The sequence below is a fragment of the Chitinophaga filiformis genome (genome assembly GCF_021646545.1).
GTDB classification, from domain to species: Bacteria; Bacteroidota; Bacteroidia; order Chitinophagales; family Chitinophagaceae; genus Chitinophaga; species Chitinophaga filiformis_A.
In genome coordinates, this window is sequence record NZ_JAKIRP010000019.1 from 59,887 (window position 1) to 80,133 (window position 20,247).

Below are 20,247 nucleotides of genomic sequence, written 5' to 3' on the forward strand. Positions count from 1 at the left end.
TGCCCTATGAGTAAAGTGTCCATTTTAGGTCTGCACCTTCCTACCGATCCACGCTGGGTAAACCTGGCAGCTATTTCCCTGGAAGAAGTTCTCACAGACCATGCCTTCTGCGAACAAAAAGCCGCGACATCCTGCATATCACTGATACAGCGCTATCCCGAAAAGGACAGACTGGTACAGGAATTAGCCCCTATTGTAACAGAAGAATGGGGACATTTCCGCCAGGTGCTGGCAGAGATGCGCAAACGCGGTTTTACATTGGGAAGACAACGGAAAGATATGTATGTGAACGCCCTGATGGCACATCAGGAGAAAGGCGGCGATCCGCAGTCAGTGCTGCTGGACAGACTCCTCATCTTTGCCCTGATTGAAGCCCGTAGCTGCGAGCGTTTTCGTTTACTGAGCGAGGGCCTGGAAGATGAATACCTCCGCGAATTCTACCGTAAATTCATGATATCTGAAGCAGGTCACTACCGCCTGTTTATAGACCTGGCCAACGAGTATATACCGGAAGACAAGGTAAAGGCCCGCTGGCAGGAATGGCTCACCATAGAGGCCGAGATCATTAACAACCTGGAAGTGCGGGGCGACCGGATGCACTAAAAGTTGAAGCCGATGTTTACATACATCCGTAAACGTCCATCCTGATCGCAATACATCAGGGATGCTTCTATCGGCCCGAGGAAGGAAGAATATCCACCCGTTACACCATAACCACTCATGTACTTGTATTTCGAGGACACATCTCCCAGGAAATCATACAAGGCCACGCCCGCCCGAGGAATAGCGTAAGTATTACGCATGAGCTCATACTGGTACGACAACTGGATGGTGGCTGCACTGGAGGTGGTGATCTCTCCTTCCCTGATGCCTACGATCGGCAGCTGATTGCGGATAACATTGTTCAATCCTCCCAGTAAGAATGCGTTAATTGGTCCCTGCTGGTGACTGAAATTAGCTGCTCCACCCAATTGTACCTGCAAGGTGCCATTATAGTTGAAAGGAATGTTGTACTTCAGCTGCATGAGCGTGCGCTGGTAATTGTTGAACTTATAGTTATAGTCCTGCGGCGATACCTCAACACCATCCTTGTATAAACGATAGCCCTGCTGCTGACGGTATACCCAGCCCGATTCAAGCTGCAGGTCCAGTCCGCGGCGCGGAAAGATCTTCCGGTCCAGGGAGTTGACGCCGAAGTACAAATAACTGTTCATCTGATTGCCATTTCCCCTCAGCACTTCCACGGATTCATACCGCGGATTGATATTCAGGAACTCATACCGGTGACCTACACCTATCGCCATCATACTGTTCAGCGTATACTGGAAACGGATATCCCCGTTCAGGTACTTCAGATGATATTCCATCTGCCGTTTAAAATCTTTGTATAAGGTGAGCGCATTATCCTCAAAATAGACGCCCAGCCCAAATCCGAAATTCCTTTTCGGCCCCAGGTATTTAAAATACTCTCCCAATATCCTCGGGTTCTCTCCCACCGCCACACTCACAAAAGCGCGGGAGTTCGGCACAATGAAGTTGCGCTGCGTGATATTCACAATAGCGCTGGCATTTGTGAAACTATTGTATTGCAGCGCGAATTTTACATACGTCAGCGGATTTTCTTCCACAGTAATATTCATCTCACTTTTGCCATCCCCTTTAGGTTCCAGCTGATACGTGATCATCTTATAAAAACGCGTACCAAATACATTCAGCACCGCATCTTTGATATCGTTAGGAGTATAACATCCGTCTTTCACCAACCCCAGTCTTCCGAGGAAAAAACTCTCATCAGAATGCCGCAGTCCCGTTACGTTGATATCCACCAGCTCTATGTCCGGCGTAAAGGGCAAACGATTCTTCCGGAAAGGCACTTCCGGTGGATATAATGCATTCAATGAATCGGCCATCCGTTTGAATACCGGGTACATCTCCGCCCCTTTCTCTTTTCCGAGGTCAAGCAGGGAATCTACACTGCCAAAGCTGGCCGCATTATAATTATCCAGGTGATGTTGGATGTAGATATCAGTCAGCCTCTTCGCCTGTTTAAAATCGTCCGCATCCTTATAAAAACCCAGCTGATAGATGATATCCAGCGGGGTGACCAGCTGATCAGCCTTCCGCAATCCGCCGCTCACATTGGAACCGATAACGAGATCCGCTCCCATCTCTTTTGCGGTGATCACGGGGAAGTTACGCACCACACCACCATCCACCAGCTTCTTATCGCCAATCTTTACCGCCGTAAATACGGAGGGAATAGCCATACTGGCACGGATAGCGGTCACGATATCACCGGTGTCAAGCGTGACGATATCGCCGGTAGTGACATCAGTTGCAATACATTTAAAGGGGATGTTGAATCGTGAGAAATCCCTCACACCGTTCACCGGCCAGCACAAGCGGGCCAGTTCCAGCCACAACTGCTCGCCGGCAATTACGCCGGACGCCAGTTTGGGTTTTCCGTATTCAAAAGGTATCTCTATCAGGTATTTATTGTATTCCCGCTTTTCCTCGTAGGAGATGTCGGTCAGTACCGGCTGATTGGAAAACAGGTTATCCCAGTCCATCTCACGGGCCATTTTCTCTATCGCATCACCGGAATATCCCATGGCATACAGGGAACCGATGATGCTCCCCATACTGGTACCGGTGATATAATCCACTTTCAGGCCCGCACTGTCAAGCGCCTGGAGAATGCCGATGTGCGCCAGTCCTTTAGCACCACCACCACTCAGGGTAAGGCCGATCTTAGGCCTCTTCCCTACCTCCTGCGCAAAAACAACTGCGGGTAAAAGGAATATTATGAAGATATAAACTAAAGCCTGGCGTTGACGCATATGTGTTCTTGTGTGGTGCAATCCTGAAGTCCCAAATAAAGTTAATAGAAATACTTCTAATATCAGACGCCTTATTCCACCCTTTCCCCCATAGAAATATGTAAATTCTATAACATTTACAACAATTTTCCTATATTATACATTCGTATTAACCAAGTAACCACGTATGAACAACAGCAAAATTACACAATCCATCTGGCAGGTAATACTGGCCTCGTCCGCAGGAACACTTATTGAGTGGTACGATTTCTACATTTTCGGAAGTCTTTCCGCCATCATTTCACAAAAGTTCTTCCCGCCCAGCAACCCTGATCTGGCCTACATTGCCACATTGGCCACCTTTGCTGTGGGATTCATTGTAAGGCCTTTCGGGGCCCTCGTATTCGGCAGATTGGGAGACCTTGTTGGTCGTAAGTACACCTTTCTGCTCACCCTCATGATCATGGGTGGTTCCACCTTCGCCATCGGTCTCATCCCGAGTTATGACAGCATAGGCATTCTCGCGCCTATTATCGTATTGGTATTGAGGTTATTACAGGGCCTGGCCCTCGGCGGCGAATACGGCGGCGCTGCCACCTATGTAGCCGAACATTCGCCCCATCACCAGCGCGGATATTACACCAGTTTTATCCAGACAACCGCTACCCTGGGTCTGTTCGTTTCTCTCGCCGTTATACTGATCACCCGGACCAGTCTTACCACTGATGCCTTCAACAGCTGGGGATGGCGTATTCCCTTCTGGCTGTCTATCGTACTGGTGATCATGTCATATTATATCCGCATCCGCCTGCAGGAATCCCCTCTTTTCCTCCAGCTGAAATCAGAGGGCAAAACGTCCACCAATCCTATTAAAGAGAGCTTCGGTAAAAAGGAGAATCTCCGGTTGGTATTACTGGCGCTTTTCGGTGCTGCCATGGGCCAAGGCGTAATCTGGTACACCGGCCAGTTCTATGCCCTCTCTTTCCTGCAGAAGACGATGCAGGTGGAATTCATACAGTCCAACATCATTATCGCCGTTGCCCTTGTGCTGGGTACTCCGTTCTTTATCTACTTTGGTAAACTGTCTGACAAAGTAGGTCGTAAGAAGATCATGATGGCGGGTATGCTGATAGCTGCGCTGGCATACTACCCCATCTATGCGGGCATGGACCGCGTGGCGGATCTCAGTCTCAAAACAGAAGATACGGCTAAATACAGCATCGAAAATTCCATCTCCCGGAACGATAAGATGCAGAATATTGAAAAATCAATTAAGACCAGGACCTTTACTGATGGCTCAAAGGCAAGGGAAACGATCACTGTTACGGATGGTAAATCTGAAGTAGTGAAAGAGATCATTGTCAGCAATGCGCAGCTTTGGTGGCTGATCCTGCTGGTATTCATTCAGGTCATTTTCGTTACCATGGTATATGGTCCGATAGCGGCTTTCCTCGTGGAGCTCTTCCCTACGCGTATCCGGTATACTTCTATGTCTTTACCTTATCACATTGGCAATGGGGTTTTCGGAGGATTATTACCGACGGTATCCACCATACTCGTGACACAGACGCATGATCATCTGGCAGGGTTGCTGTATCCGATCATTATTGCGTTGATATGCTTTGTAGTCGGTGTAGTGGGGATTAAGGGGAATATGATCAGCCAGGATTGACGTTGGCTTCAGAGATATTGTACTGATTTTCAGGTGAAAGGCGCCGATTGTATCGATTGGGGCGTTTCGCGGGTTACGCTGATTGCAGATGAAAGGCGCCGACTGTATCGATTGGAGCGTTTCGCGGGTTACGCTGATTTCAGGTGAAAGGCGCCGGCTGTATCGATTGGGGCGTTTCGCGGGTTACGCTGATTTCACGTGAAAGGTGCCGACTGTATCGATTAGGGCGTTTCGCGGGTTACGCTGATTTCAGGTGAAAGGCGCCGACTGTATCGATTAGGGCGTTTCGCTGGTTTCAGATGAGAGATTCCGGGCTGTATCCCTTTTCGCTTCCCTGCTATTAAGCTTTGTTAGTCGTATTTGGCATTGGATTTTTTTATTAAACCCCTGTCAAGCGTATCGGCAGCTCCAAGGGATAAGGCCCTGCATCTCCATCTGAAACCCGCTCCTGTTAAGAGCTCATCTCATTGCACGACTGACATGTGATTAAAAATACTCAAGAGGGATGTACGTGATAACTTCCGTACCTCCCTCTTCTATTTTTGCGACTACAAAACAACCTACTATTTAGGAGTAACACCCAACCTGCGGCGGTGTCAGATGGAAAGGTAGGACCTTATCCCTCGGAGAGTGCTTACACGCGTTACAGCTCGCAGATCAATGTTTCATATTCGTGATTCCAAAGCGTCCTACTATAAGAGGAACACTTACCGTGTGGCGGTTTCAGATAGAGATGAAGGCCTTATCCCTTCAAGTGTCCAGCGCGTTACAGCTTGCAGATCAATGTTTCATATTTGTGATTACAAAGCACCCTAATATGAGGAACTCTTCTATCTGTGGCGGTTTAATATGGAAATGAAGGGCCTTATCCCTTGGAGATCGCCCACATGCTATATTGCTCGCAGATCAAATTCATATTCGTGATTCCAAAGCGCCCTACTATAAGAGGAACACCTAACCTATGGCGTTTCAGATGGAGATGAAGGGCCTTATCTGGAGACTGCCAGACGCTTTAGAGCTCGTAAACCAATCTTTTATATTCCTGATTACAAAACGTCCTACTATAAGAGGAACACTTAACCTGCGGCGGTTTCAGATGGAGATGAAGGGCCTTATCCCTTAGAGCTGCCCACACGCTTGACAGGGGTTCAATAAAAATCCAATGCCAAATACGACTAACAAAGCTTAATAGTAAGGAAGCGAAAAGGGATACAGCCCGGAATCTCTCATCTGAAACCAAAGCAATACCTCTATCAATCGATTCAATATCACCTGAAACCAGAGCAACCCCCTAATCAGTCAATACCTGAAACCAGCGCCCCTTCGAAATAAGCCAATGTTTCCTCCAGCCTTAAAAATGAATATTGTTTCATTAACTGTCTCGTTTTCCCGGCGTAAGTCTGAAGGAACTGCTGATGCTGACTACTGGCGGGATTGAATGGACGATGTTGCCTTGCGCGATTGATATCTGCAATTAATGGTAACAGGCGGCGCCCTTCTTCAGATACGCAGCTGGCAGTGAAATGATCCCATACATAGTTAACAGCCAGTTCATTGGGATGTACCAGATCTTCTTTATAAAAACGGTAATCCCGCAAGTCATCTATTACCAGTTCGTAGGCAGGGAAATAGAAAAGCCGGTCGAATTTATTGACCAGGTGATGTACGGTTTGTATCAGTACTGCCTTGCTGAGATTATTTTCCACTACGCCATCCCTGGCATAACGCACAGGGCTGATGGTAAACAGGATCTTCACCTTCCTGTTGCGGAAGAAAAGACGATGCATCAGATTGTCTAAAGCAGAAATGGCATCTGGTGGGGACAGTAATTTCTTATGAAAATGAGCGGAAGCTACTTTATGGCAATTGCCTACTACCTGATTGCCGGAAGCGAGTGTATACGTGTATGCAGATCCAAGTGTGATGATCAGCCAGTCGGCTTCTTCCAGGCGTTTGGCAGCCGATTCCTGCGCTGCATTAATGCCGGCAAGTACCTGTTCCATCTGCATACCTGAGAAGCGGCTGTGATGGTCCCAGCTATGCCATAAGTCGCCGTGAGAAAAAAGATCATCTGCAGTATACTGTTTCCCATCAAGATAGGTATGCAGCGCCTGAGTGATACTGATCGGGTTATATAAGATGCCATGGGGATTTACCAGGGCATCAAAATGATATTGTTGTAAACGCTCCCCTATCTCCTCTGCAAAACAAGAGCCCATCAGCAGTATTTTATCGCTATACTGTACAGGTGTTGCAATGGGAGACACCGGAAATGTCAGACGAAAGTTTGTCATGATACAAGACTAATAAAAAATACGCTCCGCAATCTCCTGGGCGGCCCAGAGTGCTGTGATATCAAGACCCAGCTGCTCATGGCGTCCCACACTGAAATCCAGCAGACGCTCGGTTGCCAGGTTACCCACCAGTTCATTGTGCGCCATCGGACAACCGCCTATTCCCTTGATCGCACTATCAAAACGCCGGCAACCCTGATCATAGGCCGCCGCTACTTTTTCCTCCCAGCTATGAGGCGCAGAATGAAAATGCGCACCAAATTCCACCGAAGGATAAGCAGGTATCAATGTTGAATACAGTTTGGTAATGATCTCAGGAGTGGCCACACCCACCGTATCTGCCAGTGAAATGATCCCGATGTCCCGCTGTACCAGCTCGTCCACCCAGCGTAGCGCGATGGAGGCGTCGTAGTGATCTCCGTACGGATTGCCGAACCCCATTGAGATATAGACCACCAGTTGTTTGCTGTTCTTAATACACAGTTCCTGGAAGGTATCTATCAGCTCCAGGGAAGCCAGGATGGTCTTGTTGGTATTGCGTAGCTGAAAAGTTTCTGATATCGAGAATGGATATCCCAGGTAAGCGATCTCATCGAACACCACGGCTTCTTCTGCACCCCGCTGATTGGCGACGATCGTCAGCAGCTTGGTTCTTGTACCGGCCATATCCAGACGGGGTATCACCTCGGCGGTGTCTGCCATCTGGGGGATGGTTTTAGGAGATACAAAACTGCCGCAATCGAGGGTATCAAAACCCACTTTCAGCAGCGCATTCAGGTATGTTACCTTTTCATCCGTGCTTATCAGTCTGTGCCAGCCTTGCATGGCATCACGTGGACATTCGATCAGTTTCATTTACTGGTGATTTTTTATGCGCCTCTTTGCTTCATGGCTTCATACAGGATGATGCCTGCAGCAACAGATACGTTGAAGGATTCGAAGTTTCCGGCCATAGGAATGTGAAACAGGGTATCCGATGCCTTCAGGAGGGCGGGGTATACACCCTTGTCTTCCGATCCCATGATCACTGCTACCGGTTCCTGGAGCTGGCAATCATACAGTTTGGTTTCCGCCTCCATTTCACTGGCAATCACCTTGATACCATTCAGGTGAAGGGTATCGATCGCTTTCAGCAGGCTATTTACCCGGCATACCGAGATCCTTTCCAGCGCGCCTGCGGAAGACTTGATGGCTTCCTCGTTCAGCGCAGCTATTCCCCTGTCGGGGATAATGATGGCCTGGGCGCCACAGCAAACAGCACTACGGGCAATAGCGCCTATATTGCGGACGTCCGTGATCCCGTCGAGAATGAGGAACAAAGGCGTCTCCCCCTGTTCGGTCACATGTGATATCACATCCTGCAGATCAAGATAGTTGATCTGCCCTGTAATGGCAATAACACCCTGGTGATTAAATGACGTCAACCCATTCAGCTTTTCCGCCGGAACCAGGTTCACGGGAATATTGTACTGATCGGCTAACTTTTTGATCTGGGGGATGATATCCCCCGTTGCTCCACGCAACATGTAAATACGCTCTATTGCCTTTCCTGCATTGATCGCTTCCACAACCGGCTGCCTGCCAATCACCATAGACGATGCCTTTGGTCTGGGGGCATGCTGGCGAAATCCACCAGGCTTTTTAAATCTTCTTTGTTCCATTATCTGCAAAGAACGGAATTTAATACCAATTGGGGAATTCATATCTCTCCTTCCAGCATCATCAGTTTTATCTTCTGAATGGCGGCAATGGACAGGGAGTCGGTGATCTCATAGTTTTTAACCATCTGATAGGCTGTCTCGAAAGGCACCCTTTTCACGTACAACTGCTCCGTTTCTTCCGGTTCCGCCTCTCTTTGCTCCAGTCCACGGGCCAGGTACACCACCCCGGCTTCATCACAAACAGAATTAGACAGGTGCATCTTCACGATCGGCGTCCAGTCACTGGCTACCAGGCCGGTTTCCTCCAGTAACTCCCTTTTGGCGCTCACCAGCGGGTCACCACCCAGGGGGCCTCCCCCTTCGGGGATCTCCCAGGAAAACTGTTCCAATGCAAACCGGTATTGCCCTACCAGGTAGATATGGTTTTCTTCGTCCAGGGCTACCACACCAATAGCAGCGTTCTTGAAATGTACGATGCCGTAAATGCCTCTTCCTCCGGAAGGGTTCAGTACCTGGTGTTCTGTTACCCTTATCCACGGGTTATCATATTTCCTTTCACTGGATAAGATCGTCCAGGGATTTGTTTGTGTATCCATATCGCAAAGAAAGCAAAAAAAAACCGCCTCGTTGGAAACGAGACGGTGTCAACCAGATGTCGGCGGTAAATACCTTTTGAACATCATACCTAAATCTAAATCGTATCTTTATAATATTATTTTCACCTGAGTCAGGTGGTGTTTTAAATGCCCTAAATAATCCGTCACCACATATTCCAGTGTGACAGGTTCATTCTCATTAATTTTTATCAGATGTTGCAGTGCCTCCGCGGGTATGGCGCGTATAGTCAACGCCAGATGTTTATTCATCCCCGCCCATAAATCAATCAGTTCCTGCCAGCTGCTGAACTGCCAGGCTTGTCCCTTTACCCAAAAATCCTGCGCATATCCAGGAATCTCCAACAAAGATATCTGTTGGGATCGTATAAAACGAACATTATTATTAATTGCTGAATCAATAAGATGCCCGATGATCTCTTTCGGACTCCACTTACCTCGGGTAATCCGCTCTGCTGCTACGGTTTCAGGGATTTGTCTCAAAAGCGGAACTGCAGTATTTATAGCATTTATTAATCCGTCGGCGATCGCATAATGTCTGTTTTCTTCATCAAACACTATCTCCATCTTGATAGTGCTGCGCTCGTAGCGCCCTTCTTCCACCGGTATTTCCCGGAATCCCAGTTTCTGATACATGTTCAGTGCCGGTACCAGTTTAGTATTTGAGTACAAGACAACTTTCTTCAATCCCTTCTTTCTGGCGACGTCGAGAATACCCTCTGCCAGCTTCCAGCCTATCCGGTGCCCCTGATAAGCCTCATCAACAGCCATCTTGGTCATTTCTGCCGATTCTGCATCTATTGATTTTAACGCTACAGTGCCCGCAATTGTTTCGCCTACCATCGCAAAAATGATATCTCCACCCTTTGCAATAATATGCTGGTCAGGCTTGCCAAGTACATCTTCATCTACCGGTTCTACCGTAAAATACCTTTCTATCCACCACTTGTTCAGTCGCTCGAAATGCGGCTGATAAGCCGGTATATAGTCAACCAGTCTTACTTCATTATTTTGTAGTGGTGCCATATTGCTTTTTGTTTTTATTGACCGCTCTGTTAACCATATACACGCCTCCCAGCGTTACCAGGCACGAAATACCCGTTACCCAGTTCAGGTGCTCCTGCAGGATCAACCAGCCCAGCAGCACGGCTACTATCGGGTTGATATAAGCATACACGGATGCCAGGGAAGGCGGCAGATTATTCAGCACGAACACATAAGAGGAATATCCCAATATCGATCCAATAAAGATCAGGTACAGCAGACTGCCCCACAATTCAATATTGAAACCGTCCAACGGTAACGACTGTCCCATCATTGTTGCCACAATCGTCATCACGATACCACTGAATAACATCTGGAATCCTGCGCCATAAAGAAAATTGATCTTTAGCGCCCAGCGAGCGGTCAGCACAGATCCTATCGCCCAGCTGATACAGGCCACCAGTGTCAGAAAGATCCCAAAGCGGAATTCCGGATTCGTGAGACTGGCTAGATAATCGTAAAAGATCCCTCCTACACCCAGCAATCCGATCAGCATTCCTGCCACCAGCAGGATGGTGAACTTCGTACGTTGCACCAGGAAATAACTGAAGATGGTGATCCAGATCGGCACTGTTGCTACAATGATCGCACAGAGTCCGCTGGGTATATATTGCATCGCCCAAGTGATCAATCCGTTACTCAGACAGAGCATCATCACACCGATAACGAACAATCGTGACAGCACGATCTTCTCCGGAAACTTATATCCCTTCAGCAGAAAGAAACTTGTTAAAAGCATACCGGCAATTGTCTGCCTGATTCCTGCCAGCATAAGACCATGCATGTGGCGTACACCGATCCTGGAGGCCAGGTAAGTGGTACCCCAGAAAATACTGACTACCACCAATGCCATATAAGCATTCGTGTTTGACTTTTTCATACTCTGAAGTTGTTTTGGTTGACGAATGATATCTATACAATTATTTTACTGTCAGCGCTGCTGTTTGCTGCTTTATTTCCTCCCACACCATAGCGAGGTCATTCTCTGTTGTACGCCAGTTCACGAACGCTGCACGGATAGCTGGCACTCCCTGGTAAACAGTAGACGTCATCATCACTTTTCCGCTATCATCCAGGGCCTTCAGCAGCGCATCTGTCGCGGCCTGCTTCTCTGCGTCGGCTACATTCAATGTGAAACAAACCACACATAGTCTGACGGGCGCTAGTAAACGGAATGCGTCATGTGCTTGTATCAGTTCTCCCAGCTGACGTGCCAGCTCAATATTATTATGTACGATATCAGCATATCCGTCTGCACCATATGCCATCAGCGAATACCAGGCAGGTAACGCACGCAATCGTCGCGAGTTCTCAGGTGTGTAGTTACTATATTTAAAGTCCTTCGCCGGATCTCCCAGATAAGCAGCGCCTGCATTCTTAAATGTATCGAGTTGCAGTTGCGGATGGCGGGTAAAGATCATCGCGGCGTCATAAGGAACGTTTAGCCATTTATGTGCATCAATAGTGATACTGTCTGCCGCTTCCCAGCCACTCAGCAGATGCCTGTATTCCGGCACACAGGTGGCGAAGGCGCCGAATGCTGCATCTATATGTAACCAGAAGCCATATTCGCTTTTCAGTCTGGCGATCGCTGCGAGGTCGTCAAAGTCTACGGTATTGACGGTGCCTGCGCTGGCTACGACGATCAGTGGTTCGCCTTTGCGCGTTTTCAGATAATTTTCCAATACTGCAATGTCTATTGCTTCTCTTTCCGGCAAGCTGGATAACTTCACGATCGCATTTCTTCCGAATCCGAGCATGGCGAGTGACTTGATCGTACTGGAGTGCGGCGTGCAGGAGACGATCTTTGCGTTTGCTAAAGCGGCCATTCCTTCCTGGGCTACGTCCACGCCCAACTGTATTCCAAGCCATTGTCTCGCGATGGCGAGGCCTGCAAAATTGGCCATCGTAGCTCCTGTGACGAAGCATCCGGAAAATGCTTCCGGCAACCCGAACAGCTGCCGGAGCATTGCAATGGTTTCCGTTTCTATCTGTAATGGCGCCGTATCCTTATCCGCGGCATTCATATCGAAAACTGCTGTCAGCCAGTCGCCGGCTATTGCCGGTACTGTTGCACCACCTGTTACAAATCCCCAGTTCCTTGCGCCGCTGTTGCCAGCGAGGTGTTGTCCATACCGTTCGCTGAATTGTAACAATGTGTTTCGTGCTCCCATTCCCTTTCGTGGTAGTTCTAAACGCTCAAAATCAGCGCTGGCAGCCTTCACCGGCAGTGCGTCTATCTTTGACAAAAAAGCTACGCTGTAGTCTTTCACTTCCTGAAGGAAGGCATCAACTTGGTTTAGATCCTGGCGTAATAACTGATTCATCTGAGGTTGATTTAACTGTTATGGGAACGAGACTTCAAAATTGGAATAAATTCGGGATATAAAACAGATTCAGTTTTGTAATTTTTGACCAGATCAGATTGGGAATTTCGGAGCTTGATTAGTTTAGAGTTTCGGAATGTTTTGTTTTATTTTGTTTGGCAGTTTTGTTTCCTTACGGATTATTTTTGGAGTTGGATCAGTGTTGGAGTGGAGGCTGTTTTCTTTGTGCGGTTGCTTGTTCCAGAGGTCTGGAATATTTTTTTGAGTGGGTTGTTGAATTTTCTTGAATGTGGAGTCGTTGCTTTGGTTTCAGATGAGAGATTTCGGGCTGGTACTTCTTTTTTCCTCGGCGATTGAGTTTGTTGAACATGGAGCTGTTGCTTTGGTTTCAGATGAGAGATCTCGGCTGGTACTTCTTTTTTCCTTGGCGATTGAGTTTGTTGAACATGGAGCTGCTGCTTTGGTTTCAGATGAGAGACCTCGGCTGGTACTTCTTTTTTCCTTGGCGATCGAGCATCTTGAACGTGGAGCTGTTGCTTCGGTTTCAGATGAGAGATTCCGGGCTGTATCCCTTTTCGCTTCCCTACCATTAAGCTTTGTTAGTCGTATTTGGCATTGGTTTTTTTTATTAAACCCCTGTCAAGCGTATCGGCAGCTCAAAGGGATAAGGCCCTGCATCTCCATCTGAAACCGCCGCTACACAATGTTCCGTTTAATAGTAAGACTACTTTATAATTAGGACAATGGCAATCATTGCATGTTGACGCCTCCATTTCCGGCTGAATTTCAATGCTCTTGCTCTCTCTATCAATCCTTCTGCACCAAATTCATATATCGCGGGTCTATCGCATTTGAATATCCATCTGCTTTATCGCAGCACCTAACATTTATTCATTATCTCAACGTTCTATGCCGCTATCTTTCTTTGATATTCAGTCTCCTCAGCACTTCATTCTTATCCTCTACTTTTAGCACTCCTAATCTTTTTTCAATTGATAATACTGCTTTTGATTCCACCTGTACCACATCTGCTTTAGTACTCCCAATCTCTACACAATTTGCGGGTTCACAATTTGGATGGATCATCCCCAATTCCGCTTGGCAGTGCCCTCTTTGATATCTGATGCTCCTGGTTCGATTCTCATTCATGTACCTTCTCTAATCAGAATAACTCCAATGACCCAAACTTCTGTTTCATCTCATGTTCCAACAGCCATTTCTTACGCCAGATCCCTCCTGCATAACCGGTAAGCGATCCATCACTCCCTATCACCCTGTGACACGGTACTACGATCGCTATTCTGTTCTTACCATTTGTAGTGCCCACTGCCCGGATGCTTTTAGGATTATTGATCCTCTTTGCCAATTGCAGATATGATATGGTCTGGCCGTAGGGGATCATCGTCAGTTGTTGCCACACTGTTTGTTGAAACGCTGTTCCAGGCTGTGCAATAGGAAAAGTAAATTGTTGGATACTTCCTGCAAAATATGCTTCCAGCTCTTCCCTGCATAATAATAATGTATCTGGTAGAGGATCATGTGTAGCGGATAACCCTTCCTTGAAAGTCAATGTATTGATGGCACGCGTATCACCAATAATAGTAAGTGGTCCTACCGGAGTTTCCATTGTATGTATGTGCGATGGCATCTCCGGTCCGGCATCTGATGACATTATTGGTGGTATGTGAGATGTTATCATATTGCGCTGTATTATACGTTATCTGTTTAATGTTTTGGTTTCAACATCTGCAACCAGCTAGACGGTTAGTCGGCTATCCTGTCTTCCTTTCGTTGTAAATTATATCACGCTGTATCACATTTGATTACAGCAGTCAGCTCATACCGGCCTGTTATATGCCTTCAGCTATCTCTTCCAACCATCTCTTCTAACTATATCCTGAGCTGTATCTTCAACTTTATCCCCCCGTTATCTCCTTCAACAATATCACCCGATATCGCTTCCGATATTGATTTAAGTACACGTCAACTAATAAAGTGAACGCCATAAATAAAACGTGGCATACGCTGCATGCTCTTTCCAATGTTGTGTATATGCCTTTACATCTGTCAGAGAAGGCTTTGTGGGCAATTGCAGCTGATATTTCAATGCGTTATGTAAACCAGCATCTTCCAATGGCAGTGCCTGATGATGGCGATGATATTTCATGAGTACATAATTAGCTGACCAGTTTCCGATGCCCCTAAAGGATATCAGATGCTCTCTGGCCTGCTGATAATCCATATTCTCCAGCTGTTCTGCAGTCAGATGTCCGTCGGTCATCGATTGTGCGAGCCGGATGATGTAATCCGCCTTACTACGGGAAAACTGCATACTAATCAAAGAAGCAGGCTCTAACGCTGCAATAACTGATGGATGAGGATATACATAATGGTCTTTCCCGTCAATGACAGCATGATGTCCAAATGCCTGTATAAATCGCTGGCGCAGCGTATAAGCAAAACCCAATGTGATCTGCTGTCCTGTAATACTCCACGTCAGGGCCTCAAATAGGTCGGGTATACCTATCAGCCTCAATCCCTTATAGCGTACCGCCAGAGAAGCCAATACAGCATCCTTTGCAGCAAAATCATAGAATGGCCGCAGATCTGCATCCAGATGTAACCAGTGACTGATATACCGGCGAATGTATGCCTCGTCGATGTTTATTGCTCCGCTCGATCCACTCAACTCACGCTCACCCGCATCCGCACTCCTGACTGTAGCACGCAATCCTTTTGCCGCTGCATCATCACTAATCTCTATCAATACGGGTTGACCATTGGACACAATCATTTTTTGTACCACGCCTCCCTCTACATAATGCAGGCACTCTTTCTCTGAGCGTCCCAGAAAGACCAGGCATTCTGCAAAAGAAAAATTATCGTGATCGGTAACCGGTATATTGACAACTGTTTGTTGACTCATGAATTGTTATTAATAATCAGATATTTAAACACTGGCAAACAAATGCAGCAAGATAGTCGCTCATCTGCTTTTACGGCTTGCAACGTTTACAGGCGCGATAACCATTCTTCAGCGCTTCTTCTCTTGTAAGATAGAAAGTCACATTATCAGGCCGTGGATTTGCAGAACAGGACGGTTTACAGAAGATACCTGTTGTACGTACAGCATTATAGAACAGGCCATCGAATTGTTTATCCTTACTCAACATAGCCTGCAACATTACTGGCTGGGTCAGGGGAGCGCCTTTCTCATATGCAGTAGCTTCCAGGAATACGCCATGATCATTTTCCAGTGATTGCTGTCCCCATTTCAGATAAGCATCCAGCCACTCCTTGAGGGAATAAAAAGCAGTTTTATTGAGATATCCATACCGTTCTCTGCCAGCCTGATAGATCTTTATCCAACCGCTATCCTCCAGAAACTGCAGATGTTTGGATACCGCCTGCCTGCTGATGTCGCCGAAATGTTCATTTATCTGATTCACATTTAAGGGCTGCAAACGTAATAGGGAAAGGATTTCCCGACGCACCGGATCAGCTACACCTTTAAATAGTTCATCCATTATGCAATTTTTTAGTTGCATAAAGTTATGCAATTTTCTAGTTGCGCAAAATATTTCTTCACTTGATAAAGAAACTTAGCAAGAAAACGTAGTCCCTATATAAATACGAAACAAAAGAAAACAGTTTTTCTAACAATATCGCTAATACACACAGCAATTGTCTCAGCTATTGTCACACCTGTTACCATAGCTATTGTCATAACTATTGTCATAGCTATGGTCATAATTGTTGAAGGTTTTAAATACAGCCAATAACACTAGTACTCCCCCTCCCCCACAGTACCCCCGAAAGTAGCCGACGGTTTCCAGGTGGAGACCAAAGGGCCTTATCCCTTGTAGAGTGTTCACACGCTTGACGGGAGTTTAATAGCCATCCCAAAGCCAACCACGATTGACAAAGCCCAATAGCAAGACTCGAAAAGGGATACAGCCCGTGGTCCCACCTGGAACCGCCAGCTACTCAAAAAAACGAATCCCCCACAACCCCTCCCCACAGTACCCCACAAAGTAGCTCCCAAAATCCCCAACCATATCAGACGTAATTTCCTTACATTTGAACCATATCAGATCAATCATGTTAAAAACAGCCGAACATCTCTACCTCCAGATCGCCGACAAACTGGAACAACTCATCTCCAAAGATGTATTGAAGATCGGAGACAAACTCCCATCCGTCCGCACCATGAGCGAAGAACAAGGCGTGAGTATGAGCACCGCCTTCCAGGCCTACTACCACCTGGAAGCAAAAGGACTGATAGAATCCCGCCCGAAATCAGGCTATTACGTCATCTTCAGCCCGCGGCGAATGCCGGAGATGCCCAAAGCCTGCGAAGCGGTAAAAAAGCCCTCGGAAGTGACGCTGCATGAAATGATCACACAGGTATCCCAGGACATGAGCCTGCAGAATATCACCAGGCTCGCGTCAGCAGCACCACCGGAAGCATTATTGCCCGCAGCTAAAATTTCCAAAGCGCTGATACAGGCACTCCGCAAGTCGCCCAACGCCGGCATCGCCTATGAACCCGTACAAGGCAACCCAGACCTCCGCCGGCAAATCGCCCGGAATTCTATCCTCTGGGGCGGCGCTATCAGCGAAGACGATATCGTGACCACCAACGGCTGCATGGACGCCCTGACACTCTGCCTCTCCGCAGTGACACAGCCAGGCGATACCATCGCCCTGGAAAGCCCTGCATATTACGGCTCCCTGCAATTGGCAGAAAGCCTGGGATTAAAAGTGCTGGAAGTCCCCACGCATCCTGGTACCGGCGTAGACCTGGAATACCTCGACAAAGCGATCCCGAAATTTAAAATCAAAGCCTGCCTCTTCGTGACCAATTTCACGAATCCGCTGGGCGCCTGCATGCCTGACTGCAACAAACAGGAACTCGTCAGATTGCTCGAAAAATATAACATCCCGCTCATCGAAGACGATATCTACGGCGACATGTACTTCGGTAAAGAACGCCCCGGCGTATGCCAGACATTCGACACTAACGGATTGGTACTGCTATGCAATTCATTCTCCAAATCACTCGCACCGGGATATCGCGTAGGATGGACGGTGCCAGGCAGATATAAAGAGAAAGTACTGAACCTGAAAAGACATCACTCTATATCCTCCCCATCGCTACCCAGCGCCGCTATCGCCTGCTTCCTGGAGAATGACAGGTATGAGCACCATCTCAGAGGCATGAGAAAGAACCTGCACACACAGTATATGCGCCACCTGCAGGCCATCAGGGAATACTTCCCGGAAGACTGCTGCGTATCACGCCCGCAGGGAGGCTTTGTGCTGTGGGTAGAACTACATCCTAAAGTGAATACTTACGAAATATACGAACAGGCCATAAAACATAAAGTGTCCTTCGCACCAGGCAGGATCTTCTCCCTGCAGGAACGCTATAACAACTGTATGCGGATCAGCTTCAGCAATCCCTGGAGTAAACAGATAGATGAAGGTTTAAAGACATTAGGACGACTGATCAGAAAGATGTCGTAAATAGTGAGGCCGGGATAAGACTATCCCGGCCACCTGTTTAACCTACAACTGTATATACTGTATAAAATTTATGCTGTTTTACGGTAGTTCCAGATGGCCCAGCCATTCAACCCCACGGCGAACGCTATCTCATACAGGAACTGCATTTTTATATCGCTGAAATGACTGCCCTTCAGTACGATCATCCTCACCACATCAATGAAATGCGTAACCGGTGTCAGCTGCGCGATCATCTTCGCCCATGGCGGCATATTATCCACCGAAACAAACAAGCCACTCATCAGCATGAAGATCATGATGAAGAAGAAAGCCACGAACATGGCCTGTAACTGATTATCGCTGTACGTGGAGATCAACAGACCAAACCCCAGCAACGCTACAAGATATATCGCCAGAAAACTGTATAACAACAACAGACTGCCCAGCGGAATCACGCCATACACAAACCTCGCCAGCAGCAATCCCAGCGTAAAATCCACCATACCGATCACCCAGAAAGGGATCATTTTTCCGACGATGAACTGCCATTTCTTAATAGGCGTTACATTGATCTGTTCAATAGTACCCACCTCCTTTTCCCTTACAATATTCAAGGCCGCAATAAAACCGCCTACCATCGTCACCAGTAATACCAGGATGCCCGGCACCATGTAGAGATGGTAGTTCATTTCCGGATTGAACCAGTTGGAATAAGTCACATCCACCGTGCCTGCCGCAGCAGTCTTCGCCGGTAACCATCTCATGCGGATCTCGTTGTTAAAATCACCCAGGATGGTGTTGAGATAAGCAGTGCCCAGTCCTGCTTTTGTACCGTTGATGGCATCGGCAGCAAGATAGACATCTGCCTTGTTCTCCCGCACGAGATCTGTTTCGAAATGTGCAGGGATCTCCAGGATGATATCTGCCTTTTCCCTTTCTATTTCATGCATAGCCGGCGCATAATCAGTATAATAGCCGGTGATGTGAAAATATCCGGAAGAAGCTATTTTCGTTACCATCTGCTGTGTATAGGTAGAATGATCCCTGTCTACCACCACCAGGTTGATATTCTTCACATCAAAATTGGCCGCCAATGGCATGATCAGCAACTGGATCATCGGCATTATAAAGAGGATAGGTAAAAGCCCCTTATCGCGGAATATCTGCTTAAATTCCTTCTCAAGTAATAGTCGCAGTGTTCTCATGACAGACGTGTTTTAAAGCTCTTAATACTGATCGTTAACAGCGCAGTGGTCATCCCTGCCAATACCAGCGTTTCTTTCCAGACCACCCCCATTCCCAGCCCTTTCAGCATGACAGCCTTAATGATCACATAGAACCATCGGGAAGGCACCAGGTTGGAGATGAGCTGCAAAGGCCATGGCATGTTCTCCAGCGGGAAGATAAAGCCGGTGAATAAGATGGTCGGCAACATCATACCCATCATAGATACCATCATCGCAATCTGCTGTGTTCGGGTAACACTGGAAATGAGCAGTCCAAGTGAAAGACAGCAGATGATGAACAAGGTACTTTCCAGGAACAGCAGTACGATATTTCCCCTGATAGGCATATCCAATAGATATACGCTCAGCAGCAGAATAATGATGAGATCTATCAGCGATAATGCCAGATAAGGCACTGCTTTCGCTAATACTACATAGGTAGGCTTAAAGGGAGACACCAGCAATATTTCCATCGTCCCCATCTCCTTCTCCCGCACAATAGACACTGAGGTCAGTGTGGTACAAATGATCATCAGCACCAGGGCCATTACACCGGGCACAAAGTTCATCGAACCATTCATCTCCGGATTGTACAGCATCCGCGTCACTGGCTCAATACGCATGGGAATATTGGCTGTCGGATTGATCTGCTGCTGATAATCGCCGATGATAGCAGTAAGGTAATTGGTCAGGGTCTTCGCCGTATTCGGATCAGCAGCATCTGCAATGATCTGTACCTGCGCGGTCTGTCCATGCAGCAGATCGTTACCGAAGCCTATGGGGAATACCACCGCACATTTAACCTTACCTTTTTTGAATGCCTTGTAAATGTCTGCATCAGATAATACACTGGCGTTGATGTCAAAATATTTACTGGCGGCGATCATCGTTGTCAGCTTTTGTGAAGCGGCATCACCGGCATGATCTACCACGATGATCTCCGCGTTCTTTATTTCTGTTGTCAGCGCATAACCAAACAACAGGATCTGCATCACCGGCAATCCGAACAGGATCAGCAAGGTGCGCCTGTCCCGGAATACGTGGTAAAATTCTTTTCTGACAAATACCATGAACTGTTTCAT

At 47.3% G+C, this 20,247-nt stretch carries 17 protein-coding genes; 3 read left to right on the forward strand and 14 right to left on the reverse strand.

Features of this window, described 5'->3' with window-relative positions; translation table 11 throughout:
- Positions 1-6 precede the first annotated feature (6 nt).
- The gene (locus L3C95_RS30905; RefSeq protein WP_236394349.1) at positions 7-603 is read left to right on the forward strand and encodes a tRNA-(ms[2]io[6]A)-hydroxylase; all 597 of its coding nucleotides are present in this window, start codon (positions 7-9) and stop codon (positions 601-603) included.
- Here the strand turns inward: L3C95_RS30905 and L3C95_RS30910 are convergent.
- Entirely contained in the window at positions 600-2,840 is a 2,241-nt protein-coding gene (locus L3C95_RS30910; protein ID WP_236394351.1) for a patatin-like phospholipase family protein, read from the reverse strand. The two genes, L3C95_RS30905 and L3C95_RS30910, sit on opposite strands and share 4 nt — an antisense overlap.
- A 166-nt stretch (positions 2,841-3,006) precedes the next feature.
- Between L3C95_RS30910 and L3C95_RS30915 the strand changes: the two genes are divergently transcribed.
- Positions 3,007-4,491, forward strand: a complete 1,485-nt coding sequence (locus tag L3C95_RS30915; protein ID WP_236394352.1) for an MFS transporter — start codon at positions 3,007-3,009, stop codon at positions 4,489-4,491.
- A 1,295-nt stretch (positions 4,492-5,786) separates the two neighbouring features.
- Here L3C95_RS30915 and L3C95_RS30920 read toward each other — a convergent pair.
- The 11 genes from L3C95_RS30920 to L3C95_RS30970 form a co-directional block, all read right to left on the reverse strand.
- Positions 5,787-6,785, reverse strand: a complete 999-nt coding sequence (locus L3C95_RS30920) for a GSCFA domain-containing protein (RefSeq protein ID WP_236394354.1) — start codon at positions 6,783-6,785, stop codon at positions 5,787-5,789.
- A gap of 9 nt (positions 6,786-6,794) precedes the next feature.
- Positions 6,795-7,640, reverse strand: a complete 846-nt coding sequence (locus tag L3C95_RS30925) for a hydroxymethylglutaryl-CoA lyase (protein ID WP_236394356.1) — start codon at positions 7,638-7,640, stop codon at positions 6,795-6,797.
- Positions 7,641-7,654: 14 nt separating this feature from the next.
- Positions 7,655-8,446: a 23S rRNA (guanosine(2251)-2'-O)-methyltransferase RlmB gene (gene rlmB, locus L3C95_RS30930; RefSeq protein WP_236394358.1), complete on the reverse strand. Its 792-nt coding sequence runs from the start codon at positions 8,444-8,446 to the stop codon at positions 7,655-7,657.
- A 38-nt stretch (positions 8,447-8,484) separates the two neighbouring features.
- Complete coding sequence (locus L3C95_RS30935; RefSeq protein WP_236394360.1) at positions 8,485-9,042, reverse strand: NUDIX domain-containing protein; 558 nt, start codon at positions 9,040-9,042, stop codon at positions 8,485-8,487.
- Positions 9,043-9,150: 108 nt separating this feature from the next.
- The gene (locus L3C95_RS30940) at positions 9,151-10,086 is read right to left on the reverse strand and encodes a GNAT family N-acetyltransferase (protein ID WP_236394362.1); all 936 of its coding nucleotides are present in this window, start codon (positions 10,084-10,086) and stop codon (positions 9,151-9,153) included.
- Entirely contained in the window at positions 10,067-10,984 is a 918-nt protein-coding gene (locus L3C95_RS30945) for an EamA family transporter (protein ID WP_236394364.1), read from the reverse strand. The genes L3C95_RS30940 and L3C95_RS30945 overlap by 20 nt, the downstream gene beginning before the upstream one ends.
- A gap of 40 nt (positions 10,985-11,024) precedes the next feature.
- Complete coding sequence (locus L3C95_RS30950) at positions 11,025-12,431, reverse strand: pyridoxal phosphate-dependent decarboxylase family protein (RefSeq protein ID WP_236394366.1); 1,407 nt, start codon at positions 12,429-12,431, stop codon at positions 11,025-11,027.
- 179 nt (positions 12,432-12,610) lie between these two features.
- Positions 12,611-13,021, reverse strand: coding sequence for a hypothetical protein (locus L3C95_RS30955; protein WP_236394368.1), 411 nt, complete (start codon positions 13,019-13,021; stop codon positions 12,611-12,613).
- 572 nt (positions 13,022-13,593) lie between these two features.
- Positions 13,594-14,103 (reverse strand): methylated-DNA--[protein]-cysteine S-methyltransferase, encoded by a 510-nt coding sequence (locus L3C95_RS30960; protein WP_236394369.1) that lies wholly within the window; start codon positions 14,101-14,103, stop codon positions 13,594-13,596.
- A gap of 315 nt (positions 14,104-14,418) precedes the next feature.
- Positions 14,419-15,357 (reverse strand): DNA-3-methyladenine glycosylase family protein, encoded by a 939-nt coding sequence (locus L3C95_RS30965; RefSeq protein ID WP_236394371.1) that lies wholly within the window; start codon positions 15,355-15,357, stop codon positions 14,419-14,421.
- A 70-nt stretch (positions 15,358-15,427) separates the two neighbouring features.
- Complete coding sequence (locus L3C95_RS30970; protein WP_236394373.1) at positions 15,428-15,958, reverse strand: ArsR/SmtB family transcription factor; 531 nt, start codon at positions 15,956-15,958, stop codon at positions 15,428-15,430.
- A 574-nt stretch (positions 15,959-16,532) separates the two neighbouring features.
- Here L3C95_RS30970 and L3C95_RS30975 point away from each other — a divergent pair.
- Entirely contained in the window at positions 16,533-17,960 is a 1,428-nt protein-coding gene (locus L3C95_RS30975; RefSeq protein ID WP_236394375.1) for a PLP-dependent aminotransferase family protein, read from the forward strand.
- Between the two features lie 68 nt (positions 17,961-18,028).
- On the opposite strand, the gene L3C95_RS30980 is transcribed toward L3C95_RS30975, so the two are convergent.
- Together L3C95_RS30980 and L3C95_RS30985 are read right to left on the reverse strand one after the other, a co-directional pair.
- The gene (locus L3C95_RS30980; RefSeq protein ID WP_236394377.1) at positions 18,029-19,144 is read right to left on the reverse strand and encodes an ABC transporter permease; all 1,116 of its coding nucleotides are present in this window, start codon (positions 19,142-19,144) and stop codon (positions 18,029-18,031) included.
- A complete protein-coding gene (locus tag L3C95_RS30985) occupies positions 19,141-20,247 on the reverse strand; it encodes an ABC transporter permease (protein ID WP_236394379.1) in 1,107 nt (368 codons plus the stop codon). Before L3C95_RS30985 ends, L3C95_RS30980 begins: the two co-directional genes overlap by 4 nt.

Coding starts and splice junctions, on each gene's coding strand:
- L3C95_RS30905 (WP_236394349.1), top strand. CDS start 7: ATGAGTAAAGTGTCCATTTTAGGTCTGCACCTTCCTACCGATCCACGC.
- L3C95_RS30910 (WP_236394351.1), bottom strand. CDS start 2,840: ATGCGTCAACGCCAGGCTTTAGTTTATATCTTCATAATATTCCTTTTA.
- L3C95_RS30915 (WP_236394352.1), top strand. CDS start 3,007: ATGAACAACAGCAAAATTACACAATCCATCTGGCAGGTAATACTGGCC.
- L3C95_RS30920 (WP_236394354.1), bottom strand. CDS start 6,785: ATGACAAACTTTCGTCTGACATTTCCGGTGTCTCCCATTGCAACACCT.
- L3C95_RS30925 (WP_236394356.1), bottom strand. CDS start 7,640: ATGAAACTGATCGAATGTCCACGTGATGCCATGCAAGGCTGGCACAGA.
- rlmB (WP_236394358.1), bottom strand. CDS start 8,446: ATGGAACAAAGAAGATTTAAAAAGCCTGGTGGATTTCGCCAGCATGCC.
- L3C95_RS30935 (WP_236394360.1), bottom strand. CDS start 9,042: ATGGATACACAAACAAATCCCTGGACGATCTTATCCAGTGAAAGGAAA.
- L3C95_RS30940 (WP_236394362.1), bottom strand. CDS start 10,086: ATGGCACCACTACAAAATAATGAAGTAAGACTGGTTGACTATATACCG.
- L3C95_RS30945 (WP_236394364.1), bottom strand. CDS start 10,984: ATGAAAAAGTCAAACACGAATGCTTATATGGCATTGGTGGTAGTCAGT.
- L3C95_RS30950 (WP_236394366.1), bottom strand. CDS start 12,431: ATGAATCAGTTATTACGCCAGGATCTAAACCAAGTTGATGCCTTCCTT.
- L3C95_RS30955 (WP_236394368.1), bottom strand. CDS start 13,021: ATGGTAGGGAAGCGAAAAGGGATACAGCCCGGAATCTCTCATCTGAAA.
- L3C95_RS30960 (WP_236394369.1), bottom strand. CDS start 14,103: ATGTCATCAGATGCCGGACCGGAGATGCCATCGCACATACATACAATG.
- L3C95_RS30965 (WP_236394371.1), bottom strand. CDS start 15,357: ATGAGTCAACAAACAGTTGTCAATATACCGGTTACCGATCACGATAAT.
- L3C95_RS30970 (WP_236394373.1), bottom strand. CDS start 15,958: ATGGATGAACTATTTAAAGGTGTAGCTGATCCGGTGCGTCGGGAAATC.
- L3C95_RS30975 (WP_236394375.1), top strand. CDS start 16,533: ATGTTAAAAACAGCCGAACATCTCTACCTCCAGATCGCCGACAAACTG.
- L3C95_RS30980 (WP_236394377.1), bottom strand. CDS start 19,144: ATGAGAACACTGCGACTATTACTTGAGAAGGAATTTAAGCAGATATTC.
- L3C95_RS30985 (WP_236394379.1), bottom strand. CDS start 20,247: ATGAAACAGTTCATGGTATTTGTCAGAAAAGAATTTTACCACGTATTC.